Source organism: Nocardioides sp. Z22_16, from assembly GCF_058134365.1.
Window position 1 is genome coordinate 144,648 of sequence record NZ_JBYTTI010000001.1, and the last position, 24,454, is coordinate 169,101.

20 protein-coding genes, 1 pseudogene and 1 riboswitch are annotated in these 24,454 nt (G+C 73.5%); of the genes and pseudogenes, 9 read left to right on the forward strand and 12 right to left on the reverse strand.

Annotated elements, in window-relative coordinates; all coding sequences use genetic code 11:
* Positions 1-47: 47 nt before the first annotated feature.
* From AC3X7R_RS00700 to AC3X7R_RS00730, 7 genes and pseudogenes are all read right to left on the reverse strand, one after another.
* A pseudogene (locus AC3X7R_RS00700) lies at positions 48-959 on the reverse strand (FAD-dependent oxidoreductase); the annotation flags it as partial.
* A gap of 14 nt (positions 960-973) precedes the next feature.
* Positions 974-1,540 carry a thiamine phosphate synthase gene (locus tag AC3X7R_RS00705; RefSeq protein WP_489963621.1) on the reverse strand — a complete coding sequence of 189 codons (567 nt, stop codon included), beginning with the start codon at positions 1,538-1,540 and terminating at the stop codon, positions 974-976.
* A 23-nt stretch (positions 1,541-1,563) separates the two neighbouring features.
* Positions 1,564-1,673, reverse strand: a riboswitch (TPP riboswitch).
* A gap of 54 nt (positions 1,674-1,727) precedes the next feature.
* Positions 1,728-2,822 carry an NAD(P)-binding domain-containing protein gene (locus tag AC3X7R_RS00710; RefSeq protein WP_489963622.1) on the reverse strand — a complete coding sequence of 365 codons (1,095 nt, stop codon included), beginning with the start codon at positions 2,820-2,822 and terminating at the stop codon, positions 1,728-1,730.
* Positions 2,823-2,858: 36 nt separating this feature from the next.
* The gene (locus tag AC3X7R_RS00715) at positions 2,859-3,914 is read right to left on the reverse strand and encodes an ABC transporter ATP-binding protein (RefSeq protein WP_489963623.1); all 1,056 of its coding nucleotides are present in this window, start codon (positions 3,912-3,914) and stop codon (positions 2,859-2,861) included.
* A gap of 8 nt (positions 3,915-3,922) precedes the next feature.
* Complete coding sequence (locus AC3X7R_RS00720; protein WP_489963624.1) at positions 3,923-4,729, reverse strand: ABC transporter permease; 807 nt, start codon at positions 4,727-4,729, stop codon at positions 3,923-3,925.
* Entirely contained in the window at positions 4,726-5,604 is an 879-nt protein-coding gene (locus AC3X7R_RS00725; RefSeq protein ID WP_489963625.1) for an ABC transporter permease, read from the reverse strand. The genes AC3X7R_RS00720 and AC3X7R_RS00725 overlap by 4 nt, the downstream gene beginning before the upstream one ends.
* Positions 5,605-5,606: 2 nt before the next feature.
* A complete protein-coding gene (locus AC3X7R_RS00730; protein ID WP_489963626.1) occupies positions 5,607-6,722 on the reverse strand; it encodes an ABC transporter substrate-binding protein in 1,116 nt (371 codons plus the stop codon).
* A 163-nt stretch (positions 6,723-6,885) separates the two neighbouring features.
* Here AC3X7R_RS00730 and AC3X7R_RS00735 point away from each other — a divergent pair, with 163 nt between their 5' ends.
* The 3 genes from AC3X7R_RS00735 (at position 6,886) to AC3X7R_RS00745 (ending at position 12,040) form a co-directional block, all read left to right on the forward strand.
* Complete coding sequence (locus tag AC3X7R_RS00735) at positions 6,886-8,496, forward strand: hypothetical protein (protein ID WP_489963627.1); 1,611 nt, start codon at positions 6,886-6,888, stop codon at positions 8,494-8,496.
* 76 nt (positions 8,497-8,572) lie between these two features.
* Entirely contained in the window at positions 8,573-10,243 is a 1,671-nt protein-coding gene (locus tag AC3X7R_RS00740; RefSeq protein WP_489963628.1) for a hypothetical protein, read from the forward strand.
* A gap of 60 nt (positions 10,244-10,303) precedes the next feature.
* The gene (locus AC3X7R_RS00745) at positions 10,304-12,040 is read left to right on the forward strand and encodes a fumarate hydratase (RefSeq protein ID WP_489964299.1); all 1,737 of its coding nucleotides are present in this window, start codon (positions 10,304-10,306) and stop codon (positions 12,038-12,040) included.
* A gap of 20 nt (positions 12,041-12,060) precedes the next feature.
* On the opposite strand, the gene AC3X7R_RS00750 is transcribed toward AC3X7R_RS00745, so the two are convergent.
* Positions 12,061-13,314 (reverse strand): MFS transporter, encoded by a 1,254-nt coding sequence (locus tag AC3X7R_RS00750; protein WP_489963629.1) that lies wholly within the window; start codon positions 13,312-13,314, stop codon positions 12,061-12,063.
* 56 nt (positions 13,315-13,370) lie between these two features.
* On the opposite strand from AC3X7R_RS00750, the gene AC3X7R_RS00755 reads away from it, so the two are divergent.
* Positions 13,371-14,348, forward strand: coding sequence for an ArsR/SmtB family transcription factor (locus AC3X7R_RS00755; protein WP_489963630.1), 978 nt, complete (start codon positions 13,371-13,373; stop codon positions 14,346-14,348).
* Positions 14,349-14,352: 4 nt separating this feature from the next.
* Here the strand turns inward: AC3X7R_RS00755 and AC3X7R_RS00760 are convergent, their stop codons facing one another.
* Entirely contained in the window at positions 14,353-15,111 is a 759-nt protein-coding gene (locus AC3X7R_RS00760; protein WP_489963631.1) for a cobalamin B12-binding domain-containing protein, read from the reverse strand.
* A gap of 158 nt (positions 15,112-15,269) precedes the next feature.
* On the opposite strand from AC3X7R_RS00760, the gene AC3X7R_RS00765 reads away from it, so the two are divergent.
* The 3 genes from AC3X7R_RS00765 to AC3X7R_RS00775 are packed head-to-tail and all read left to right on the forward strand — an operon-like array spanning position 15,270 to position 18,848.
* Positions 15,270-15,959 (forward strand): spermidine synthase, encoded by a 690-nt coding sequence (locus tag AC3X7R_RS00765; protein WP_489963632.1) that lies wholly within the window; start codon positions 15,270-15,272, stop codon positions 15,957-15,959.
* Positions 15,960-16,000: 41 nt separating this feature from the next.
* The gene (locus AC3X7R_RS00770) at positions 16,001-17,374 is read left to right on the forward strand and encodes a class II fumarate hydratase (RefSeq protein ID WP_489963633.1); all 1,374 of its coding nucleotides are present in this window, start codon (positions 16,001-16,003) and stop codon (positions 17,372-17,374) included.
* Between the two features lie 43 nt (positions 17,375-17,417).
* A complete protein-coding gene (locus tag AC3X7R_RS00775; protein WP_489963634.1) occupies positions 17,418-18,848 on the forward strand; it encodes an acyl-CoA synthetase in 1,431 nt (476 codons plus the stop codon).
* Between the two features lie 23 nt (positions 18,849-18,871).
* Here AC3X7R_RS00775 and AC3X7R_RS00780 read toward each other — a convergent pair whose 3' ends face one another.
* From AC3X7R_RS00780 to AC3X7R_RS00790, 3 genes are all read right to left on the reverse strand, one after another.
* Positions 18,872-19,504, reverse strand: a complete 633-nt coding sequence (locus tag AC3X7R_RS00780; protein WP_489963635.1) for an aggregation-promoting factor C-terminal-like domain-containing protein — start codon at positions 19,502-19,504, stop codon at positions 18,872-18,874.
* Between the two features lie 188 nt (positions 19,505-19,692).
* Positions 19,693-21,000 carry an RNA 5'-3' helicase PhoH2 gene (gene phoH2, locus AC3X7R_RS00785; RefSeq protein ID WP_489963636.1) on the reverse strand — a complete coding sequence of 436 codons (1,308 nt, stop codon included), beginning with the start codon at positions 20,998-21,000 and terminating at the stop codon, positions 19,693-19,695.
* A gap of 279 nt (positions 21,001-21,279) precedes the next feature.
* Entirely contained in the window at positions 21,280-22,056 is a 777-nt protein-coding gene (locus AC3X7R_RS00790; protein ID WP_489963637.1) for an isoprenyl transferase, read from the reverse strand.
* Positions 22,057-22,164: 108 nt separating this feature from the next.
* Between AC3X7R_RS00790 and trhA the strand changes: the two genes are divergently transcribed.
* Together trhA and AC3X7R_RS00800 are read left to right on the forward strand one after the other, a co-directional pair.
* A complete protein-coding gene (gene trhA, locus AC3X7R_RS00795; RefSeq protein WP_489963638.1) occupies positions 22,165-22,884 on the forward strand; it encodes a PAQR family membrane homeostasis protein TrhA in 720 nt (239 codons plus the stop codon).
* Between the two features lie 60 nt (positions 22,885-22,944).
* Positions 22,945-24,447 (forward strand): protein adenylyltransferase SelO, encoded by a 1,503-nt coding sequence (locus AC3X7R_RS00800; RefSeq protein WP_489963639.1) that lies wholly within the window; start codon positions 22,945-22,947, stop codon positions 24,445-24,447.
* Positions 24,448-24,454: the final 7 nt, after the last annotated feature.

Below are 24,454 nucleotides of genomic sequence, written 5' to 3' on the forward strand. Positions count from 1 at the left end.
TGGTCGGCGACCAGGCGGGCGGTCAGCGGAGCGAGCAGCACCCCGTGGCGGTGGTGGCCCGCCGCCAGCACCACCCCCGGCAGGTGGGTGGGGCCGACCAGCGGCCGGTTGTCCCGGGTGCCGGGCCGGTCCCGGGCCACGGCCTCCGACCAGGTCGCCCGGTCGAGGGCCGGGAGCAGCGTCCGCGCCGCGTCGAGCAGCCGGTGCACCCCGCCCGCGGTCACCCGGGGGTCGCTCCCGTGCTCCTCCACCGTCGCGCCCACGATCACCTCGCCGTCCGGGCGGGGCACCAGGTAGACCGGCCGGCCCCGCACCACGCCGCGCACCACGTGGCGCGGCAGGTCGTCGTCCCAGCGCACCCGCAGCACCTCCCCGCGCACCCCGCGGACCAGACCGGCGAACGGCGCGGGCAGCCGCGACCCGGTCGCCACCACGACGGCGTCGTGACCCGGTCCGGGCGCGGGCTCCCGGTCGAGGTCCCAGGACCCCGGCTCCACCACGTCGCCCAGCCGGTCCCGGAGGGCCGCGACGACCGCGCGCGGGTCGACCGCGAGGTCGCCGGGCAGTCGGAAGCCGCCGGCGACCCGGGCCAGGCCGGGCTCCGCCCGCCTCAGCTCCCCCCTGTCCAGCGGCTCGACCCGCTCCCCCAGGCGCTCGAGCAGCTCGGCCTGCCGGGCGAGCTCTTGGAGGTCGCCCGCGTCGTGGCCCACCAGCAGCGTGCCCGCGGTCTGCAGCCGCAGCCCCAGCCGGTCCGCCAGCGCCGGCCAGAGACGGGCCGAGGCCCGGCCGGCGTCCAGCAGGTCGCTCTCCCCGTGCCAGGTCTCCCCCGCCGGGCAGAGCATCCCGGCGGCGGCATACGACGCCCCGCTGCCGGGCGACGGGTCCAGCACGGTGACCCGGTGACCGCGCCGTCGCAGCTCCTCGGCGCAGGCCAGGCCCACGATCCCGGCGCCGAGGACGCGCAACCGGAGGCTCACGCGACCGCCGCCACCAGCTCCTTCGCCGCCGACACCGGGTCTCGCGCGTTCCAGATCCCGGCGATCACCGCCACCCCGTGGGCCCCGGCCGAGCGCGCCAGCGCGGCGCGCTCGGCGTCCACCCCGCCGATCGCGACCAGCGGCAGCACCCCGGCCGCCCAGGTGAGGGCGAACGCACCGAGCGGGTCGGGCAGCCCGGTCTTGCTCGGGCTCGCCCAGACCGGCCCGAAGCCGGCGTAGGACGCCCCGGCCTCCGCGGCCCGGAGCACGTCGACACGACTCCGGCAGGTCGCGCCCACGACCAGGCCGGGGGCGACGCGGTGGACGGCGGCGACGGGCAGGTCGTCGGCACCGAGGTGGACCCCGTCGGCGCCGGCCGCGAGGGCCACGTCGAGGCGGTCGTCGACGACCACCTGGGCGCCCGCGGGGCGCACCGCACCCACCACCACCTGGGTGAGGGCGAGCACCTCACGGTCGGTGCCCGTCTTGTCGCGGACCTGGAAGCCGTCGACGCCCACCGCAGCGAGGTCGGGCAGCAGGGAGAGGTCGTCCCGGGGGGACACAAGGCAGAACAGACGAGGTAGCAACGCGACGCTCCTGACGCTTCCTTCGCCGGCATGACCCGGATCAGGTTCGACGGTCGGAGCGGCTCAGCTCCCTCTCAGCCCGCTGCCGCAGGCTCCCGTGGTGGACGTCAGCGACGATAACGAAGGCCCCGGGACCTGTCCAGGGTCTCCACCGCAGGGTGAGCTAGGCGGCCGCCTCGGCGAGCCGTCGCCGCACGGCGACTGCGGCGGTGCGCCCGGCCCGGCCGGCCCCGACGGTGCTCGCGGAGGGGCCGTAGCCGACCAGCTGCACCCGCGGATCGGCCACCGCCGTGGTCGCCCCCTGCACGTTGCCCGGCACGTGCTCCAGCGCGATCCCGCCCCGCGGCGAGCGCAGCCCGAGCGGCGCCAGGTGGTCCACGGCGGCGCGGAAGCCGGTGGCCCACAGGATCGCCCCCACCTCCTCGAAGGACGGCAGCCCGGACGGCGGCTCGGCCCATCGCACCCCCGCGGGCTCGATCGAGCTGAACATCGGCCGCCACCGGTAGGCACCTAGCTCTGCTGCGCGCTGCTCCTGGGGGCGCAGCATGAGTCCGGTGACGCCGACGACGCTGGTCGGCGGCAGGCCCTCGCGGACCCGCGCCTCCACCGCGGTGACCGCGGCCAGGCCGGCCTCGGCGTCGAAGCGGTCGTCGTCGCGCCAGAGCGGGGGGCGCCGGGTGACCCACAGGGTGTCGGTGACGAGGGCGAGCTCGCCGAGGTGCTGGACCGCCGAGGCGCCTCCCCCGACCACCAGGACGCGGGTGCCACGGAAGTGGTCGGGGCCCGGGTAGCGGGCGGTGTGCAGCTGCTCCCCGGCGAAGGAGGCGATGCCCGGGTAGGAGGGCACGAACGGACGGGTCCAGGTGCCGGTGGCGTTGACCAGGGTCCGGGTCCGCCACGTCTGCTCGCCCGCTGGGCCGCGGCCCCGCACGACGAGCAGGTCGCCCTCGCTCTCCACCCGGTCCACCCGCAGGGGTCGCACCACCGGGAGCCCGTGACGGCGCTCGTAGTCGGCGAAGTAGGCCGGGACCACCTGGTTGGCGGGCGACTCCGAGCGGGTCGGCGCGACGGCGTCCGGCAGGTTCGCCACCCCATGCACGTCGTCCATCGTGAGGGAGTCCCAGCGGTGCTGCCAGGCACCGCCGGGGGCGGTCGCGGCGTCGAGCACCACGTGCTCGATTCCGAGCCGGGAGAGGTGGAAGGAGGCCGCCAGGCCTGCCTGGCCGGCACCGATCACCACGGAGTCGAGGGGACGCACACCTCCTCCAACGCCGGAGGGTGCCGCTCTATTGCGTCAGGCCCCGACGACCAGCACCGGCGCCGGCGCCACGGCCAGGGTGACCCGGTCACCGGGGCGCAGGCCGGTGGCCTGCGCGCTGGCGAGCTGCGCGACCAGCTCGGGGCCGTCGGGCAGGGCGACGTGGACGCGCGTGACGGGGCCCAGGAATCCCACCGAGACCACGGTGGCGGTGCCCTCGGCGTCCGGGGTGAGCTCCAGAGACTCCGGGCGGACCAGCGCCAGTCCCTCGCCGGTGGCCGATCCCTCGAGGACCGGCACCCGCATGCCCAGCACGGTCGCGTGGCCGGACTCGACGGTCGCCGGGACCCGGTTGGAGAGACCGACGAACTCGCCGACGAAGGCGGTCGCGGGAGCGGAGTAGAGCTCGGCCGGCGGGGCGAGCTGCTCCAGCCGCCCGGCGTTCATCACCCCGACCCGGTCGGCGACGGCGAGCGCCTCCTCCTGGTCGTGGGTGACGAAGAGGGTGGTGGTGCCGACCTCGAGCTGCACCTTGCGGATCTCGTCGCGCAGCTGGACGCGGACCTTCGCGTCCAGCGCCGAGAGGGGCTCGTCGAGCAGGAGCACCGAGGGCTCCACCGCCAGTGCCCGGGCCAGCGCCACCCGCTGCTGCTGACCGCCGGAGAGCTGGTGGGCGTAGCGGTCGCGGTGCTGGGCCAGGCCGACCAGCTCGAGCATCTCGTCGGCCCGGGCCTTGCGCTGCTTGCCGGGGCGCCCGCGCATCTTGAGGCCGAACGCGACGTTCTGGGCCACGGTGAGGTGGGGGAAGAGGCTGTAGGCCTGGAAGACCATCCCCATGTCGCGCTTGTTGGCCGGCACCTGGCTCACGTCCTGACCGCCCACGGTGACCGTGCCGGAGTCCTGGCTCTCCAGGCCCGCCAGGATCCGCAGTGCGGTGGTCTTGCCGCATCCCGAGGGGCCGAGCAGCACGACCATCTCACCGGGCTCGATCCGCAGGTCGAGCCCGTCGAGGGCCCGCACCTCCCCGTAGTGGCGGTGCAGCCCCGTCATCTCGACGGCCAGGCCCCCCTGGTCGCTCGTGCTCTGGGCCACCTGGGACATCACTTGCCTCCGGACATGGTGCGTCGACCGCGGTCGAACAAGGAGAGGAGCAGCAGCAGGACCGCCGCGAAGAGGATGGAGGCCAGCGCAGCCGCCATCGAGGTCTGGGCGTCGCTCTTGCCCAGCAGCACGATGGCCACCGGGAGGGTCTCGAAGTTGAGCAGCGAGGCGAAGGTGTACTCCCCCAGCACCAGCGCCACCGAGATGAACGCCGCACCCAGCACGCCGGGCCAGATGTTGGGGAGCACCACCCGGAGGATCACCGTCCACCAGCCGGCGCCCAGCGAGCGGGCGGCCTCGGAGAGGGTGCGGACGTCGAGGGAGGCCAGCGAGGCGTCGATGGAGCGGTACGCGTAGGGCAGGACCAGCACCACGTAGGAGAAGGTCAGCACCAGGGAGGTGTCGCCGAAGAAGTACCGCAGCCAGGTGTAGACGTTGCTGCTCCCCACCACGATCACCAGGGCCGGGATCGTCAGCGGCAGCAGGCAGAGGAACTCCACCAGGCGGGAGGCCTTCGGCAGCCGCAGCCGCACCCAGACCATCGTCGGCACCAGCAGCACCACCATCCCGACGACGGTCAGTCCGGCAAGAGTGAGGCTGGTGAGGATGGCCTGCGACATGGTCGGGTCGTCGAGCAGGCCCTGCCACGCCTCGCCGGTGCGACCCCCGCCGCGCACCTGGGTGCTGAAGTCGAGCAGCGCCACCAGCGGCAGCAGGAAGAACGTCGCGAAGGCCAGCATCAGCAGGCCCCGGACCACGCGGCCGGCCAGCGAGCCGGAGCGCCGGGCGCTGCGGACGGCACTCACTGCAACCACCTCGACGTCCGGCGCAGCAGCAGCGAGTAGCCCACCATCACGACCACGACCACCAGGATCATCTGCAGCGCCAGCGCGAAGGCGAAGTTGGCCTGCCCGAGCACCACCTCGCTGGTCAGGGCGGAGCGGATCAGCAGCGGGGTGATCGGGGCGCCCTGGCTGACCAGGGCGGCAGCCGTCGCGTAGGCCGCGAAGGCGTTGGCGAAGAGGAGCAGCGCCGAGCCCAGGAAGGCCGGGAGCAGCAGCGGGAACCCGACCTGGGTCCAGTACTGCCGGGTGCTGGCGCCGAGGTTGACCGCGGCCTCGCGCCACTGGGGCCGCAGGCCCTCCATCGCCGGCAGGAAGACGATGACCATCAGCGGGATCTGGAAGTAGGTGTAGACCAGGATCAGCCCGGGCAGGTCGTAGAGCCAGCCCGAGCCGGTCGCGTCCACCCCGAAGGCGTCGGCAAGCAGGTCGGTCAGCAGGCCGCCGAAGCCGAGGGTGGCCATCCAGGCGAAGGCCAGGGTGACGCCACCGAACTGGGCCAGCACGGCGCAGATCGACGTGATGACCCGGCGGGCGACGCTGGTCGGCGGCGCGCTCACCACCAGGTAGGTCAGCAGGGCTCCCAGCACCGCCCCGACGGCGGCCGAGCTGGCGGAGAGGAGCACGCTCTGCCACAGGGCACGCAGCGCGGTCTCGCCGCCCAGCGCCTCGATCTTGTCCAGCGAGAACCCGCCGTCGGTGTCCTGGAAGGCACCGACGACGACGGTGATCGTCGGGATGACCAGGAAGAGCGTGACGAAGACCAGGAACGGCAGCAACCCCACCGACGGGCCGACGCCGAAGCGCCGACCCGTCGAGGTGGGGAGTGTGGTCTTCACCGTCAGCCGATGGCCTTGGCCCAGTTGTCGGCCAGGTAGGCGGCGAGCTTCTCGGACTCCTCGTCGCTCACCACGATCGGGTCACCGGAGACCTCGGGCAGGTTGGCCCAGAGCTCCTCGTCGATCGTGCCGGCCTCCACCATGGCCTCGGCGCGGATCGGGCGCGCACCGCCCTTGAGCCACAGGTTCTGGCCCTCGTCGCTGTAGAGGAACTCCTGCCACAGGCGAGCGGCGGCCGGGTGCGGGGCGTCGGCGTTGATCGCCTGGAAGTAGTAGCCGGCGATCGCGGCCCCGTCGGGCACCACGACCTCCCAGGTGTCGATCTGCTCGTTGATCGCGGCGTTGTTGTAGTCCCAGTCGATGACCACGGGGGTCTGACCGGACTCGATGGTCGCGGGGGTGGGGTCGACGGGGATGAAGTTGCCGGCCTTCTTGAGCTGGGCGAACCAGTCGACGCCGGGCTTGATGTCGTCGACCGAGCCGCCGTTGGCGATGGAGGCCATCACCACGCCGGAGAACGCCGCCCCGGCCTGGGTCGGGTCGCCGTTGAGGGCGACCTTGCCCTTGAACGCCGGCTTGAGCAGGTCGTCGAGGCTGGTCACCTCGGGCACCGCGGAGGCGTCGTAGCCGATGGACATGAAGCCGCCGTAGTCGTTGACCCACTCGCCGTCCGCGGCCTTGAACTGCTCGGGAATGTCGTCCCAGGTCTGCACCTGGTAGGGCGCGTACATGTCGACGTTGGCGAGCGCGACCGACTGCCCGAGGTCGAAGACGTCGGGGGCGCGCTTGCTCCCCTTGAGGTCGTTGGCCGCGTTGATCTCGTCCTGGCTGGCCGCATCGGGCTGCGCGGAGTTGACCTTGATGTCGTACTTCTCCTCGAAGGTGGAGATCATCTCGCCGTAGTTGGCCCAGTCCGGGGGCAGCGCGATGACGTTGAGCTCGCCCTCCTCCTGCGCGGCCTCGACGAGACCGTCGAAGTCGCCGAAGTCCTCGACGGAGGTGGCCTGGGCGGCGTCGCTGTCGGCGTTGTCGGAGTCGGACTCGGGCGCAGCGCACGCGGCGAGGGACGCCATCGTCGCGAGGGCCGCGATCGAGACGAGGGAACGGCGGAACTTCACTCAGACCTCCAGGGCTGTGACGGTGAAACCTAGGTGCAACATAGCGTGCGGAGTCTCCACGCTCTTTGTGCCCTCCGCGGTGACCCCGGGTGTCCGGGCGGCGACGGGCAGTCGAACAGTCACCTCCAGTTTGCGCCCCTGGGGAAGGGGAAGGGTGCACGGCATGTCACTGCGCGGTCTCGCCTGTCTCCCCGTCCTCCTCGTGCTGGCCGGCTGCTCCCTGCTCGACGTCGGCTCCGGAGACGACCAGGGGCGGGCGCCGGAGCCGGTGAGCAGGGAGGCGGTGGTGAACCCCGACCGGGACCAGCGGGCCGTGGACCGCCTCCTGGCGGCCCTGGACCCCTGTGCGCTCGGTCTGGCGGCGGGAGCCCGACGGCCCGTGCGGACGTACTCCTCGGGGTCGTGCGAGCTCAGCCTCGCACAGTCGATGCATAGCGTCCGCGTGGATATCGGCATCCCCTTCTCCCAGGACCTGCGCCACCACCGGGCCTACCGGCCCCTCGGCGGCGCCGTCGCCTACGCCTTCAGCCCCGATCAGCCGAACTGCGGGTGGTACCTGCCGGTCAGCCAGACCATGTCGATCTCCGTCTCCCCGGTGGGCCGCCAGGACTGCGCCGAGACGGAGCGCGTCGTGGCCGGTGTGGCGAGGGTCCTGGACCAGGCGCCCGAGACGGTCCTGGCCACCCCCTCCCCGAGCTTCGTCCCGGCGTGCGAGTGGGTGCTGGCCGGCCACGGCAGCCTGGCCGAAGGCGAGCACCTGGTGCCCGGCCTCTACTCCGAGGAGCTGGGCGCGTGCTCGGTGCAGGGCCCGGCCGGAGGCGGCATGAGCGGGCGCCTGCTGGGGGTGGGCCTGGACCACGCCCACCACAGCCAGATCGTCGCGAGTGACCCACGGCAGCGCAACATCCGGGTCGCCGGCCGCGCCGCCGTCCAGGGCAAGGGGTCGACCGAGTGCTACGTCGACGTCGCCGTCGGGCCCCTCGACTCGCCGTTCGCCGGGTTCGACGACACGCTGCGGCTGCGGGCCGTGGCCGTCACCTGCCCGGAGGTCCGCGAGGCCGCGACCGCCATGGTGAAGGCGGTGACGGGGATGGAGCACACGGCCCCGGACTTCTCGGGCGGACCGTTGCTCTACCCGGCCGACGGTCCCGACCCGGCCGAGGCGACCGAGCCGCTCCCGGACTCCGACATCCGCGCCGTAGGGTCGTGCGTGCACGTCATCGACGCGGCCGGGCGCGAGTGCGCGCCGGCGACCGGTGCGGAGGTCCCGCAGGACCCGGCCGACCTCCTGCGTGCCGCGCAGGCCGACGCGCAGGTCACCTGCGCCGCGCTCCTCCCCCTGGTGCGCGAGCACTTCGGCGACGACCTGGTGGCCGGCACCGGCCTCCTCTCCCCCTCCAGCCCGCTGCGCGGCCACGGCGGGGACGACCCCGGACCCCCGGCCTGCCACTTCGGCGAGCCCGACCACGCGCTCCACCTGACCGCCGTCGCCTCGTGGGCCGCACTGGAGGACCTCGACTTCTTCGTCGCCGACGAGGCCGACGTGGTCGGCCACCCGGCCGTCGAGTACCCACCGCAGGAGGTCCTCGGCGCTCCCGGCCGGGCCTGGATGGTCGCCCTGGGCGATCCCGCGGAGCCGGGTGTGCTCGCGATCGAGGCGAGGGTGACCGCCGACCGGGAACACGGGCTGTGGCACGAGTCCCCGGTGGACGAGTCCCTGCTCGACCCGGCCCCGGCCTTCATCGCGGCGGCGGTCGGCGACCTGCTCGGCTGAGCCGGTCCCTGGTGGGCGAGGCGGGGAAGAGTCGCCCCGGTTTGCGCCGAGCCCCCCCCGGGGAAGGGTGTCCGGCATGTCCCTGCGCCGCGCCACGTCCGTGCCGTTCCTCGTGCTCGTCCTCGCGCTGACGGCCGGGTGCTCCCTGCTCGACGATGCTCCCGGCGACGACGCGGCGGCCACGCCCGAGCAGGCCGTCCCGGCGGCCGCGGTCAACCCCGACCGCGACCGGGCCGCGGTCGACCGCCGTCTGGCCGCCCTCGACCCGTGCGCCCTCGCCCTCGCGGCGGGAGCACCGCGCCCGGCGCGGGCCCACTCCCCGAGCTGGTGCGAGCTGGGCGGTGCGTCCAGGACGGTGGACGTGCTGCTCGGCGTCCCACTCCCCCAGGACGCCCGCCGCCACCGCGCCCGGGGTTTCCTGGCGGGGGCGGTGGCCTACGCCTTCATCCCGGGTTCCCCCTGCGGCTACTACCTGCCCGTGAGCCAGCAGCTGGCGGTGCGGGTCTCCGCCCGCGGCGACGCCTGCGCAGACCTCGACGAGCTGGCGACCGGGGTGGCACACCTCCTGCAGTGGGAGCCGGAGACGGTGACGGCCCCCGCCTCCCCCGCCTCCGTCCCGGCCTGCGAGTGGGTGCTCGCCGCGCACGGCGACCTGACGGACGACGAGCGCCTGGTCCACTCCATCTTCGAGGCTCCCGGCGAGCGGTCGGGCGAGTGCTCGGTGCAGGGCCCGGGAGGCGGCGGCCTGTCGGGCCGCATCCTGGGCGTCGCCCTCAGCCACGTCGCCGGCACCGAGCTGGTCGCCGGGGACCCGGAGGTGCCGGCCGGGGTCGCGGGGGCCGTCGTGCTCGAGAAGGAGGTGGAGGTCGAGGGCCGGGCTGCGGTCGAGGCCCGTGGACCCGACGAGTGTGTCCTCGACGTCGCCGTGGCGCCGCTGCCCGCCCCGCTCCCCACCGGCGCCGACACGCTGCGGCTTCGGGTCGCCACCGCCAGCTGCGAGGCGTCCCGCGAGGCGGCCACCGCGATGCTCACCGCCTTCGGTGAGGGTGCGCCCGACCTCCCCGACCTGACCGGCGAGACACTTCTCTACTCCGCCGACGGCCCCGACCCGGCGACCCTCTCCGGCCCGGCCGAGGACTCCGACGTGGCCGCGGTCGGGGCGTGCGTGCACGTCCTCGCCGCCGAGGAGCGCGGCTGCGCGCCCGCGAGCGACGCGGAGGTGCCGCCGGACCCGGCCGACCTCGTGCGCGCGGCCGGGTCGGACCCGCGGGTGACCTGCGCGGCCCTCCTCCCGCTGGTGCGGGAGCACTTCGGCGAGGACCTGGTGGCCGGCACCGGCGTGCTCTCGCGGGACAGCCGGCTGCACCGCAACGACCGGGAGGGCCCGGCGCGGCCGGCGTGCTTCTTCGGCGAGCCCGACCACGCGCTCCACCTGACCGCCGCCGCCTCCTGGTCCACGCTCGACGACATCTACTCCTTCGGTGCCGACGAGACCGAGGTGGCCGGGCACCCCGCCCTGGAGTACGCCCCCGCCGAGAACACCGGCCTCCCCGCACAGGGCTGGGCCCTCGCGCTGGACGATCCGGCCCAGCCGGGCGTGCTCGTGATCGAGGCGACGGTGACCGCCCCCCGCGGATACGGCCTCGATCCGAAGGCGGCGGACCCGGCCCTGCTCGACCCCGTGCCGGCGTTCCTCGCGGACGTGGTGGCGCAGGTGCTCGGCTCCGGGCCGCGCGACGAGGTCTGAGCCGGTGACCGGGCAGGGGCGCGCCCGGAGGTAACCTCACCGTTCGTGAGCACTCCGAGCATCCCCTCGCCCGCCACCCCTGCCGCCCCCGCCGCCGCGGCCGGCCCGGAGTTCCGCTACTCCGACCTGCTGCCCACCGGACGCGACGAGACGCCGTACCGACTGCTCACCACCGAGGGCGTCTCCACCTTCGAGGCGGCCACCCAGGACGGCGAGGTGCAGACCTTCCTCAAGGTCTCCCCCGAGGCGATCCAGCGGCTCACCGCCGAGGCGATGCACGACGTCAGCCACTACCTGCGCCCGGCCCACCTGGCCCAGCTGCGCAAGATCATCGACGACCCCGAGGCCAGCGGCAACGACCGCTTCGTCGCCCTGGACCTGCTCAAGAACGTCAACATCTCGGCCGGCGGCGTGCTGCCGATGTGCCAGGACACCGGCACCGCGATCGTGATGGGCAAGAAGACCGAGGGTGTGCTGACCGGCATCGACGACGGTGAGGCGATCAGCCGGGGCGTCTACGACGCCTACACCAAGCTCAACCTGCGCTACTCCCAGCTCGCTCCCCTGACGACGTACGACGAGAAGAACACCGGCACCAACCTGCCGGCGCAGATCGAGATCTACTCCACCCCGCAGACCAGCGGGCGGCCGGAGTACAAGTTCCTCTTCATGGCCAAGGGCGGCGGCTCGGCCAACAAGTCGTTCCTGTTCCAGGAGACCAAGGCCGTCCTCAACCCGAAGCGGATGCTGGAGTTCCTGGACGAGAAGATCCGCTCGCTCGGCACCGCGGCCTGCCCGCCCTACCACCTGGCGATCGTGATCGGCGGCACCAGCGCGGAGTTCGCGATGAAGACCGCCAAGTACGCCTCGGCGCACTACCTGGACAACCTGCCGACCGAAGGTTCCATGGCCGCGCACGGCTTCCGCGACACCGAGCTGGAGGAGCAGGTCTTCAAGCTCACCCAGGAGTTCGGCATCGGCGCCCAGTTCGGCGGCAAGTACTTCTGCCACGACGTGCGGGTGGTCCGCCTCCCCCGCCACGGCGCCTCCTGCCCCGTGGCCATCGCGGTCTCCTGCTCCGCCGACCGGCAGGCGCTGGGCAAGATCACCCCGGACGGCGTCTTCCTCGAGCAGCTCGAGATGGACCCGGCCCAGTACATGCCCGACGCCGGGATGGCCGAGGAGATCGCCGGCGGCGAGGTCGTCAAGATCGACCTCAACCAGCCGATGCCGGCGATCCTGGCCGAGCTCGCCAAGCACCCGGTCAAGACCCGCCTCTCGCTGAGCGGCCCGCTCGTGGTGGCGCGCGACATCGCGCACGCCAAGATCAAGGAGCGCCTCGACGCCGGCGAGCCGATGCCGGAGTACCTGCGCAACCACCCGGTCTACTACGCCGGGCCGGCCAAGACGCCGGAAGGGATGGCGTCAGGCTCGTTCGGGCCGACCACCGCGGGCCGGATGGACTCCTACGTCGAGCAGTTCCAGGCCGCAGGCGGCTCGATGGTGATGCTGGCCAAGGGGAACCGCTCCAAGCAGGTCACCGACGCCTGCGGCGCCCACGGCGGCTTCTACCTCGGCTCCATCGGCGGCCCCGCCGCCCGCCTCGCCCAGGACTGCATCAAGTCCCAGGAGGTGCTGGAGTATCCCGAGCTGGGCATGGAGGCGGTCTGGAAGATCGAGGTCGAGGACTTCCCCGCCTTCATCGTGGTCGACGACAAGGGCAACGACTTCTTCACCGACCCCTCGGGCGCGGTGACCGTGCCGCTCACCGGGATCCGGGTGCGCTCGGCCCAGTAACAGGTTCGGCCCAGTGACGGCTAGCCCACCAGCGCGGCCTGGGTCCGGCGCACCGCGGCCAGTCGTGCGACCGCGGCGACCCCGGTCCCGGCCGCGGCGAAGACCATCCCGAGCAGGATCCACCCGGGAAGGCCGTGATCCACGGCGGTGACGGTGACCACGGCCGGTGCCGCCATCATCGCCACGGAGTAGCCGGTGGAGGAGAGCCCCTGGTAGGCCCCGGCACTGGCGGGGTCGGCCAGCTCGAAGGCCAGTCCCCAGGCGCCCGCCTCGCACCAGACCTCCGCGAAGGACCCGACCACCTCGGCAGCCAGCAGCGCGATCACCGCCCACACCACGCCGACGCTGCCGGCGGCACCGTAGAGCAGGCAGGCGACCGCCAGCAGCAGGCTGCCCCGGCGCACCACGCGGCCGGCGGTGCCGATGTCGTGGGTGCCGCGGGATGCCTGCACCTGGAAGAGCGCGACCAGCACGGTGTTGACCACGAGCAGCACCGAGATCATCACGTCCGGCGCCTCGGTGCGGGTGGCGATCCACAGCGGCACGCCGACGCTGGTCAGCCCGAAGTGCATCGCGATCACCGAGTTGAGCGCCACCGAGGTGACGTAGGTGCCGTCGCGCAGCGGCGACGGCCCGCGCACCCGGTCGGGCACCAGGTGGGTGTCCATCACCGGCGCGAAGCCGGCGACCCGGGAGCGCAGCCCGGTCAGGGGCACCGTCGCGAGCAGGGCGACCAGGCCCACGGCGACCATCGTCGCCTGGTAGGCCTCGGCGGTGCCGACCAGCAGCGCCCCCGCGGCCAGGACGGTGCCCAGACCGATGAAGAGGTTGGTGATCACCCGCAGCCTGGCCCGGACCGCGACCCGGTCGGGACCGGCGAACCAGCGCACCTGCACCGTCGACTTCGCGGTGCCCTGCACCGCCCGGCCGGCGACCACGACACAGGCGACCAGGGTGAAGCTCGTGGCGTCGTCGGCCAGCACGTAGGCGAGCATCGCCAGGCCGTGCACGGCGTTGGCCCAGACCTGCAGCCGGTCGGCGCCGACCCGGTCGGCGGCGTGACCGCCGACGTACGAGGCCACCACGCCCGCCAGTCCGGCGATCGTCAGGCCCAGCCCCACGGTGGTCGCCCCCAGGCCGATCACCCGGGTGAAGTAGAGAGCGCTGACGCTGTAGAACAGGCCGGTGGCGAGCGCGCCCGCCATGGTGGAGAAGGTCAGCGCCCGCTGCACGGGGTCGGCGGGGAGGAAGAGGCGGCGGAGACGATCGAGCACGCCGCCATTCATCCCACGTTCCACGGCGGTCCGCCAACGATGTAGCGTCCTGCTACATGGTCGGGGCGATCGAGTACGAGCTCAGCGGGTCCGGCTACGCCGCGGTGCGGTTCGCGCTCTCCCCGATGAACGAGCTCGCGCTCTCGCTCCGCACCTGGCGCGACCCCGGCCGCTACCCGCTCCACCTGCCCTGGCTGCAGCGGACCGCCCACGTGCGGGAGGGCCTGGACGCCGAGATGCTGCTGGCGCTCACCAACGAAGGCCTCTGGACGCCGGACTTCCTGACGCCCCGACCGCGCTCGCCCCTCGCCCGCTTCGACGAGGAGCTCATCGCGCTCACCCGGACGCCGCTCCACGTGGTCCGCGAGGACCTCGCGGAGGTTCACCCCCACCCGGCCACGCGGCCGGCCGTGCTCACCGGCCGCGGCGACCGGGTCCTGCGCCGGATCATCGAGGCGCTGGAGGAGTACTGGACGGCGTGCTTCGAGCCCTGGTGGCCCCGGATGCGGGCGGTCCTCGAGGCCGACATCGTCTTCCGTGGCCGCACCATCGCGCGCGACGGACTGGCGGCGATGTTCGCCGGGCTCTCCCCGCGGATCCGGCTCGTCGGGGACGTGGTGCGCGCCGAGATCACCTCCCCCGGCGGCTTCCGGCGCCCCACCGGCGGGGAGGGGCTCACCCTGGCCCCGTCGCTGTTCACCCGTCACGCGACGGCGCCGATCTCCGCCGCCGAGACCCCGCTGATCCTCTACCCCGCCCGCGGCGCCGCCACCCTCTGGGAGAGCGACCGCCCCCAGGCGCCACGAGCCCTGGCGGGTCTGATCGGCGAGGTCCGGGCCCAGCTGCTGCGGATGCTCGACTCCCCCGCCTCGTCCACCGAGCTGGCGGTCCGCCTGGGCGTCACCGCCAGCGCGGTCAACCAGCACCTGCGCGCCATGCGCGACGCGGGACTGCTCAGCGCGGCCCGCCACGGGCGGTCGGTGCTCTACCTGCGCTCCGACCTGGGCGACGCGCTGCTGCGCGCCGGGTCCTAGGGCGTCAGACCTTGGCCCTGACCGCGGCGGCCAGCCGCTGGGCCGCCGGCATCACCTGGTGACCCAGCTTGGTCACGTGCTCGGAGACCCGGTCCTGGTAGCTGCCGCCGACGAGGACCGGCATGCCGGGCGCGGACCTCGCCAGGGTCTCGGCGAGCCGCCGGCAGGCGACGACGTCCTCCTTCGCCGGGACGGCGACCACCACGCCCGCGGGCGGGCGGCGCGACACCGAGTCGACCCAGGCCTGCACCGGCACGTCGCCGCCCAGGTAGATCGCGTCGATCCCCGCGTGCCGCAGCGCGATCGCGAAGGCGAGCACTCCCAGCTCGTGCCGGGAGCCGGGCACGAGGCCCACCAGGACGCGCGGCGCGTGCACGTGGCGGGGCGCCTGGTCGAAGAGGGTGGCGAGTCGCCGGTGCACGCTGGCGGAGGCGAAGTGCTCCTCCGCGACGCTGATCTCGTCCCGGGCCCACGCCAGGCCCAGCTGGTAGAGGGAGGGCAGCAGCCAGCCGTCGACGACCTGCTCGAAGGGGCCGAGGGCGAAGCCCTCATCGAGCACCCGGGTCACGGCGGCGCCGTCGAAGCCGACCGAGGCGCGCCACAGCGCGTGCTGGTCGCCCACCGTGGCGACCGGCTCCCGCGGCTCCTCGGCGTGCTCCTCGACCCGCACCCGGAGGGCGGCCTCGGTGGCGGAAAGTCCCTGGTGGAGGAGGTCCGCGATGCCGGAGAGCCGGCGCTCTGGGCCCCCCTGGTCCTCGTCCATGGGGTGCTCCAAGGTGCTTGCGTCCATCTCATCGCCCGATCACTGATGCTCCATCGCCACCCGGTGACTTGAGCACGACTACGTCGACAGTAGCCCCCTTCACCTGACATGGACAGCCACGAGGTGTGACGGGTCCTCCGGCGGGGAACCGCAGGGACATGAGTGACACCGTCCAGCACACCGAGGTCGCCCGCGCCGAGTCTCCGCGCGGCGAGGTGGTGCTGCGCCGCCGCAGCCGCGCGGGGGCGCCCGACGTGCTCGAGCTGCGGGTCAACGGGGCCTTCGTGATGGACACCCTGGAGACCGGCTCGGAGATCGAGATGGCCGCCCTGGCCCTCGAGCTGGTGCCCGACCCGCGCGACGTGGTGGTCGGCGGGCTCGGCCTGGGCTTCACCGCGCAGCGGGTGCTGGCCGATCCCCGCGTCGAGCGGGTCTCGGTGGTGGAGATCGAGGAGCCCCTGGTCGGGTGGATGCGCGACGGGACCGTGCCGCACGGGCCGGCGCTGCTGGCGGACCGGCGGCTCCAGATCGTGGTCGCCGACATCGCGATGGCGGTGGCGGAGGCACGCACCGGGCACGACCTGCTCCTGCTCGACGTCGACAACGGGCCGCGGTACCTGGTCCACGACGACAACGCCGGCCTCTACGACGAGCCGTTCCTCGCCCGGTGCCGCGACCTGCTCAACCCCGGCGGCGCGCTGGTGATCTGGTCGGCCGCCCCGGCGGCCGAGCTGGCGGAGTCGATGGGCACGGTCTTCGGCCACGTCGAGGAGAGCTCCTACGACGTGCTGCTCCAGGACCGCCCCGAGCAGTACCACCTCTACCACTCACGGCGTCCGGCGCCCTGAGCCCCGGGTGAGGCCCCCGGGTGCTGGGTACGGTCGTCCGCATGAGCGACTTCCGCACCGAGCACGACTCCATGGGCGAGGTCCAGGTGCCCAGCCACGCCCTCTGGCGGGCCCAGACCCAGCGAGCCGTGGAGAACTTCCCGATCAGCGGCACCCCGGTCGAGCCTGCCCTGGTCCACGCCCTCGCCCTGGTCAAGAGGGCCGCGGCCGGCATCAACGCCGAGCTGGGGGTGCTGGACGGCGCGCACGCCGAGGCGATCCGCAAGGCCGCCGCCGAGGTCGCCGCGGGGCAGCACGACGACCACTTCCCCATCGACGTCTTCCAGACCGGGTCGGGCACCAGCACCAACATGAACGTCAACGAGGTGCTGGCCTCGCTGGCGGGTGAGGGCGTCCACCCCAACGACCACGTCAACGCCAGCCAGTCCTCCAACGACACCTTCCCGACGGCGATCCACGTGGCCGCCTCGCTCGCCGTGAGCCGCGAGCTGGTCCCGGCCCTGGAGGTGCTGCGGGGCTCCCTGCAGGCCAAGGCGGAGGAGTTCGCCGGCCTGGTGAAGTCCGGACGCACCCACCTGATGGACGCCACCCCGGTGATGCTCGGACAGGAGTTCGGCGGGTACGCCGCCACCGTGGCCTACGCGGTCGACCGCCTGGAGTCGGTCCTGCCCCGGGTCCGCGAGCTCCCGCTGGGCGGGACCGCGGTCGGCACCGGCATCAACACCCCGCCAGGCTTCGCGCCGCGGGTGATCGCCGCGCTCTCCGACGAGACCGGCGAGGCCTTCAGCGAGGCCCGCAACCACTTCGAGGCCCAGGGCAGCCGCGACTCCCTCGTCGAGCTCTCCGGGGCGCTCCGCACCTACGCGGTGGGCCTGACCAAGATCTGCAACGACCTGCGCTGGATGTCGTCGGGGCCGACCACGGGGCTGGCCGAGATCCGCCTCCCCGACCTGCAGCCCGGGTCGAGCATCATGCCGGGCAAGGTCAACCCGGTCCTCCCCGAGGCGACGCTGATGGTCTGCGCCCAGGTGGTGGGCAACGACGCGACGGTCGCGTGGGCCGGCGCGGCCGGCAACTTCGAGCTCAACGTGATGATGCCCGTGCTGGCCCGCAACCTGCTGGAGTCGATCCGCATCCTCGGTGCCGCCAGCCGGCTGCTGGCCGAGCGCTGCGTCGACGGGATCACCGCCGACGCCGAGCGGATGCGCCGGTACGCCGAGTCGTCGCCGTCCGTCGTGACCCCGCTCAACAAGCACCTCGGCTACGAGGCGGCCGCCAAGGTGGCGAAGCAGGCGCTGGCCGACGGTGCCACGATCCGCGAGACGGTGCTCGCCATGGGCTTCGTGGAGCGCGGCGAGCTCACCGAGGCCGAGCTCGACGAGGCCCTGGACCTGGAGTCGATGACCCACCCCTAGGGGCTCCGGCCCGGCGCGGAGCCGGCGCCTGCATCATGGGCGCATGCTCACCGGACTCACCTCGGGACGGTCGCGCCACCGCGTGACCGTGGCCGGCACGACGCTGACCTACGACGAGCTGCTGGGCGCCGCCGCCGCGGTGGCGGCCGACCTGCGCGGACGGCACCGGGTGGCGGTGCTCGCCACGGCCACGATGGAGACCGTCGTCGCGGTCGCCGGAGCCGTCCTCGCCGGCGTCGAGGTGGTGCCGGTGCCGCCGGACTCCGGCCACGCCGAGCTGCGTCACCTGCTGACCGACTCCGCGCCGCAGGCGTGGCTCGGAACCGCGCCGCAGGCGTGGCTCGGAGCGAAGGGCGACGACACCCTCCCGGTGGTCCCGGTCGACCCGGCCGCTCGGGCGCCGTACCGGCCGACGGAGGTCGACCCCTCCCGGACCGCCTTCGTCCTCTACACCTCCGGCACCACCGGGCCACCCAAGGGCGTCCTGCTGTCGCGGCGCGCGGTCGCCGCGGGCCTGGACGGCCTGGCCGACGCCTGGGCATGGACCGCGGACGACGTGCTCGGGCACGGCCTGCCGCTCTTCCACGTGCACGGCCTGATCCTCGGGGTCCTCGGACCGCTGCGCGTCGGGGGCGGCCTGGTGCACGTGGGCCGGGGCACTCCCGAGGCCTACGCCGACGCCGTGGCCTCCGGGGCGGCGACGATGCTCTTCGCCGTGCCCACGATCTGGTCAAGGATCGCGGACTCACCCGAGCACGCGGCAGCGCTGCGCCCCGCCCGGCTGCTGGTCTCCGGCAGCGCGGCGCTGCCGGCCCCCGTCTTCGAGCGGCTGCGCGAGCTCACCGGCCACGAGGTGGCCGAGCGCTACGGGATGAGCGAGACGCTGATCACCGTCGCCACCCGCGCCGACGGAGCGCGACAAGCCGGCTGGGTCGGCGTCCCCGTCGCCGGCGTCGAGACCCGGCTGCGCACCGAGCGGGGCGAGGCGGTGCCGCACGACGGCGAGTCGGTGGGCCGCCTCGAGGTACGCGGCGCGACCCTCTTCGACGGCTACCTCGACCGGCCCGAGGCCACCGCCGAGGCGTGGACCTCCGACGGCTGGTTCCGGACCGGCGACGTCGCGGTCGTCGCCCCCGACGGCCGGCACCGGATCGTGGGGCGCGAGTCGGTCGACCTGATCAAGTCGGCCGGCTACCGGATCGGCGCCGGCGAGGTCGAGTCGGCGCTGCTGGGGCACCCGGAGGTCGCCGAGTGCGCGGTGGTGGGTGAGCCGGACGCCGACCTGGGCCAGCGAATCGTGGCCCACGTGGTGGCGCGCGGCGCCGCCTCCGAGGCGCTCGCCGCCGAGCTCACGGCGTACGTCGGCGCGGAGCTCTCCGCGCACAAGCGTCCCCGGGAGGTCCGCTTCGTCGACTCCCTGCCCCGCAACGAGATGGGGAAGGTGCAGAAGGCGCGGCTCGCGCCCAGCCCCTAGCGAGGGCGGGCGCCCCGCGGAGCTCAGTACCAGTTGTTGGCGGACTTGAACGACCAGGCCGCGCACGGGGTGCCGTAGCGGTCGGCGATGTAGTCCAGTCCCCACCTCAGCTGCACCTCGGCGGAGGTCATGTAGCCCGCGGGAAGGTCGTGGGTCTGGGTCAGCGCCTGAGGGATGCCGTAGGCCGACGAGGTGGGGTTGTCGGCGTCCACCCGCCAGTTGCTCTCGCTCACGTAGAGGGAGTCGAGGCAGCCGAACTGGGAGACCGAGAAGCCGAACTCCGGCATCAGAGCACGGGCGAGCTCGCGGGGGTCGGAGTCGTCGAGCCGCTGGGTCCGCTGGGTGACCAGTCCGGCCGAGGTGGAGAGGGCCGCCTGCTTCGCGGGGTCACGCTCGGCGCGTCTGTCGGAGCGGGAGACCGTGCCCCGGTCCGCGAGCCGGTCGGCGGCGATGTCGGAGCTTGCGGCGCTCCCGTCGTCGGCCGTGACGCGCTCCGGACCCTGCGAGGCGATCCCGGTCGAGACCGCCACCCCCGTCGAGACCGCGGCCACCCCGGTCATCACCGCGACCCGGCGCATCAGCCGTCGCGGCTCCCGCTCCCGGCGGTGGGCGCCGGGGGCGCGGTGCTTGGGGACGTACTTCTCGGGGTCCGACACAGGCTCTGGGATGACTCTCGGTGACTCGGGGGAAAGCGACCCGTGGGACGCAGGTGCGGTGACGCGTGGCCGGCTGACCTCCGCGAAGGTTCACTGAACGTTCACGGAGCGACCACGCGCCACCATGCAGGGTCTCGCCCTCCCATGCAAACCACACCCCCACTATTGGGGAGCCCGTGGGAGGAGAGTCACAGAGTGACGTCCTCCAGCATCTCGGTGACCAGCGCGGCGATCGGCGACCTCTCCGAGCGGGTCAGCGTGACGTGGGCGAAGAGCGGGTGGCCCTTGAGCTTCTCGACCACCGCGACGATCCCGTCGTGGCGCCCGACCCGGAGGTTGTCGCGCTGCGCCACGTCGTGGGTGAGCACCACCTTGGAGTTGGCCCCGATCCGGGAGAGCACGGTGAGCAGCACGTTGCGCTCCAGGGACTGGGCCTCGTCGACGATGACGAAGGCGTCGTGCAGGGAGCGGCCGCGGATGTGGGTCAGGGGCAGGACCTCGAGCATCCCGCGGTCGAGCACCTCGTCGACGACGTCCGGGGAGACCAGGGCGTTGAGGGTGTCGAAGACCGCCTGTCCCCAGGGCGACATCTTCTCCGACTCCGACCCCGGCAGGTAGCCGAGCTCCTGGCCGCCGACCGCGAAGAGGGGGCGGAAGACCACGACCTTCTTGTGCTGACCCCGCTCCAGGACCGCCTCGAGACCCGCGCAGAGCGCCATCGCCGACTTGCCGGTGCCGGCCCGGCCGCCGAGCGAGACGATGCCGATCTCCGGGTCGAGCAGGAGGTCCAGGGCGATCCGCTGCTCGGCGGAGCGGCCGTGGATCCCGAACGCATCCCGGTCGCCCCGCACGAGGTGGACCTGCTTGTCGGCGCCCACCCGGGCCAGGGCCGTGCCGCGGTCGGAGAGGAGCACCAGGCCGGTGTGGCAGGGCAGCTGGCGCGCCTCGTCGAGGTCGAGGACGCCCTCGTCGTAGAGCAGGTCCAGGTCACCGGCGGCGACATCCATCTCCAGCATCCCGGTGTAGCCGGACTCGGCCTCGCTGACGCCCTCGGCCCGGTACTCCTCGGCGTCCAGGCCGACCGCGGAGGCCTTGATGCGCAGCGGGAGGTCCTTGGAGACCAGCGTGACCTGGTGCCCCTCGTCGGCCAGGTTGCGGGCCACCGAGAGGATCCGGGTGTCGTTGTCACCCAGCCGGAAGCCCGAGGGCAGCGACCCGGGGTCGGTGTGGTTGAGCTCGACGCGGAGGGTGCCCCCGGCCTCGCCGACCGGCACCGGCCGGTCGAGGCGCCCGTTGACGACTCGGAGCTCATCGAGCATACGGAGCGCGCTGCGGGCGAAGTAGCCGAGCTCGGGGTGGTGGCGCTTCCCCTCCAGCTCGGTGATGACCACGACCGGGAGCACCACCTCGTGCTCGGCGAAGCGCTTGATCGCGCCGGGGTCGGCCAGCAGGACGCTGGTGTCCAGGACATAGGTGCGGTGCTCGGTGGTGGTCACGTCGTTCTCACCCTCACGGGGCGGCGCGCGCACTCCTCGCCCGCCCCTAGTTCGTGCTGACGGACCGGGAAGGGACCCGAGGACCGGAGTGCCGGCCCCCTCCGACACCAGGCGGCGCGAACCGGCCCGCCTGATGCGCTGCGAAGTCGTGACTGGTCACGAACGGCCTCCCGGTTTCAGCGAGCTTCCCCACTCGCCGATGGTTGGGAAAGTACGCCGGTCGGGGCGACGGCCACCAGCGACACGCAGCAACGCCGCGTGAATCCTGTGTGTCGCGTCTCAGGACCCGAAGCGCCGCTCGCGCTCGGCGTACGCCCGGATGGCACGGAGGAAGTCGACGCGGCGGAAGTCCGGCCACAGCGCCTCGCAGAAGTAGAACTCGCTGTGCGCGCTCTGCCAGAGCAGGAAGCCGCTGATGCGCTGCTCGCCGGAGGTCCGGATCACCAGGTCGGGGTCGGGCTGACCCTTGGTGTAGAGGTGCTCGGCGATGTGCTCGACGTCGATCGTCTCGGCCAGCTCCTCCAGGGTGGCGCCGGCCGCCGACCGCTCCTGGAGCAGCGAGCGCACCGCGTCGGCGATCTCCCGCCGGCCGCCGTAGCCGACGGCCACGTTGACCAGCAGCCCGTCCACGTCGCGGGTGGCCTCCTCGGCGGCCTTCAGCCGGGCGCGGGTCGCGTCGGGGAGCAGGTCGAGCGCGCCGACGGGGTGGACCCGCCAGCGCCCGGAGGCGGCCAGGGACTCCACCGCCCCCTCGATCACGGTGAGCAGCCCGGTGAGCTGGTGCGGGGGGCGGTTGAGGTTGTCGGTGGAGAGCAGCCACAGGGTGACCACCTCGACGCCGACCTCCTCGCACCAGCCCAGGAACGGCCCGATGTTGTCGGCGCCTGCCTGGTAGCCACGGTTGGCGTCTGCCCCGACGGCCCTGGCCCAGCGCCGGTTGCCGTCGAGCATCACCCCGACGTGCTTGGGGATACGGTCGGAGGGTAGGAACTTGACCACGCGGGACTCGTACGCCGGATAGAGCAGCCGGCGCACGGCGTCCTTGAAGTTCCCCATGCCTCGGATGTTACCGATGACTCAGGTTAAGACTGACGGGCCTGGGAACGACAGTGATGTGGGTCGCGCTTCGCGCCCCACGAACCTACGGTGCCGTAAGTTGGAGACATGAGCGAGTCGGTGCGCGAACGGATGGACCACCTGCACGACCAGGTCGAGGACGCCTTCGACGAGGTCAAGCCGCAGCTGCGGGGATGGCTGCACGCCGGGACGGTGCCGGTGGCGCTGGCCGCGGGCGTCGTGCTGGTCGTGCTCTCCCCCGACGGGCCCACCCGGGCGGGCTCGGCCGTCTTCGCCCTCTCCGCCCTGCTCCTCTTCACCGTCTCGGCGCTGTACCACCGCGGACGGTGGTCGCCGCGGGTCCACGAGCACCTGCAGCGCTTCGACCACTCCAACATCTTCGTGCTGATCGCCGGCTCCTGCACGCCGTTCGCCGTCCTCCTGCTCGACGGCTCCGAGCGGTGGTGGATGCTCGCCATCAGCTGGGGCGGCGCCCTGGCCGGCGTGATGATGAAGGTCTGGTGGCTCAGTCACCCCCGCTGGGTCTCGGTGCCGATCTACATCGCACTGGGCTGGGCCCCGGTCTTCTTCTTCGGCGGCTTCGTCGAGGGTGCGATGACCTACGGGGAGCACCTGGGCACCGCCGTCATCGTGCTCGTCGTCGTGGGCGGCGCGCTCTACACGCTCGGGGGGATCGTCTACGGCTTCAAGCGCCCCAACCCCAACCCGCGCTGGTTCGGGTTCCACGAGGTCTTCCACACCTTCACCATCCTCGCGTTCCTGAGCCACTACGTCGGCGTCTCCCTGGCGACGTACTCGCTGCGCTGACCTGGAGCGGCACGCCTCGACCCTCACGGGCGTGAGCACCCGGTCAGTACCGTGGCAGGGGTGAGCCAGCCCGTCATCTCGCCCGGCACCACCCCCGGAGCCAGCCCCCGCGTCAGCCTCGGCAGCGGCTTCGCCTCCGAGCTCCCCGAGCTCGCCGTGCCCTGGCAGGCCGAGAGCGCACCTGCGCCCCGGCTGCTGGCGCTCAACGAGGCGCTGGCGCGCGACCTGGGCCTCGACCCGGCCTCGCTCCGCCGCCCGGAGGGCGTCCGCCTGCTCACCGGCGAGCAGCCGCCTGACGGCGCGACCCCGGTCGCGCAGGTCTACGCGGGGCACCAGTTCGGCGGCTGGTCCCCTCGGCTGGGCGACGGGCGCGCGCTGCTGCTCGGGGAGCTGACCGACCGCGAGGGTCGGGTCCGCGACCTCCACCTCAAGGGCTCCGGCCGCACCCCGCTGGCCCGCGGGGGCGACGGCCTCGCGGCCGTCGGTCCGATGCTGCGCGAGTACGTCGTGAGCGAGGCGATGCACGCTCTCGGCGTGCCGACCACCCGGTCGCTGGCGGTGGTCGCCACCGGTCGCCCGGTGCAGCGCGAGACCGTGCTGCCCGGCGCGGTGCTGGCCCGGGTCGCCGCCAGCCACCTGCGCGTCGGCACCTTCCAGTTCGTCGCGAGCACCGGCGACACCGCCCTGCTGGGCCGCCTCGCCGACCACGCGATCGCCCGCCACCACCCCGGCGCGGCCGACGCGGAGCACCCGCACCTGGCGCTCTACGAGGCCGTCGTCGCCGCCCAGGCCGAGCTCCTCGCCCGGTGGCTGGCGGTGGGCTTCGTGCACGGGGTGATGAACACCGACAACATGACGATCTCCGGGGAGACCATCGACTACGGGCCCTGCGCCTTCCTCGACGCGCACGACCCGCAGCGGGTCTTCAGCTCGATCGACGCCGGCGGGCGCTACGCCTTCGCCAACCAGGCACCGGCCGCCGAGTGGAACCTGGCGCGACTGGCCGAGGCGATGCTCCCGCTCTTCTCCGAGACCCCCGAGGAGGCGATCGAGCAGGCGACCGCCGTCCTCTCCACCTTCCGCCCCCGCCTCGCCGCCGCACGGACCGCGCGGACCCGCGAGAAGCTGGGACTCGCCGGACGCCCGGACGAGCCCGACGCGCCGACGGTGGCCGCCCTGGGCCAGGAGCTGGAGGCCCTGATGGCCGCCGGCCGGGTCGACCACACCTCGTTCTTCCGCGCCCTGGGCGACGCCGCCCGCGGAGACCGGGAACCTGCCCGCTCGCGGGTCCTCGACCTGGCGGCGTTCGACTCCTGGCTGGAGCAGTGGCTGGCACTCGGACCCGATCCGGTGCTGATGGACCGGATCAACCCGGTCCACGTGCCGCGCAACCACCTGGTCGAGGAGGCGCTCGACGCCGCGACCGGCGGAGACCTGGAGCCCTTCGAGCGACTCGTGGAGGCGGTCACCGACCCGTTCGAGCCGCGCCCGGACAGGCAGCGCTACGCCGACCCCGGACCCGAGGAGTTCGACGCCACTTTCCAGACCTTCTGCGGGACCTGAGGCCCTA

Bases quoted from the DNA above. Each gene is read 5' to 3' on its own strand.
- AC3X7R_RS00735 (WP_489963627.1), top strand. From the start codon at position 6,886: ATGTCACTGCGCGGTCTCGCCTGTCTCCCCGTCCTCCTCGTGCTGGCC.
- AC3X7R_RS00740 (WP_489963628.1), top strand. From the start codon at position 8,573: ATGTCCCTGCGCCGCGCCACGTCCGTGCCGTTCCTCGTGCTCGTCCTC.
- AC3X7R_RS00755 (WP_489963630.1), top strand. From the start codon at position 13,371: ATGGTCGGGGCGATCGAGTACGAGCTCAGCGGGTCCGGCTACGCCGCG.
- AC3X7R_RS00760 (WP_489963631.1), bottom strand. From the start codon at position 15,111: ATGGACGAGGACCAGGGGGGCCCAGAGCGCCGGCTCTCCGGCATCGCG.
- AC3X7R_RS00765 (WP_489963632.1), top strand. From the start codon at position 15,270: ATGAGTGACACCGTCCAGCACACCGAGGTCGCCCGCGCCGAGTCTCCG.
- AC3X7R_RS00770 (WP_489963633.1), top strand. From the start codon at position 16,001: ATGAGCGACTTCCGCACCGAGCACGACTCCATGGGCGAGGTCCAGGTG.
- AC3X7R_RS00775 (WP_489963634.1), top strand. From the start codon at position 17,418: ATGCTCACCGGACTCACCTCGGGACGGTCGCGCCACCGCGTGACCGTG.
- AC3X7R_RS00790 (WP_489963637.1), bottom strand. From the start codon at position 22,056: ATGGGGAACTTCAAGGACGCCGTGCGCCGGCTGCTCTATCCGGCGTAC.
- trhA (WP_489963638.1), top strand. From the start codon at position 22,165: ATGAGCGAGTCGGTGCGCGAACGGATGGACCACCTGCACGACCAGGTC.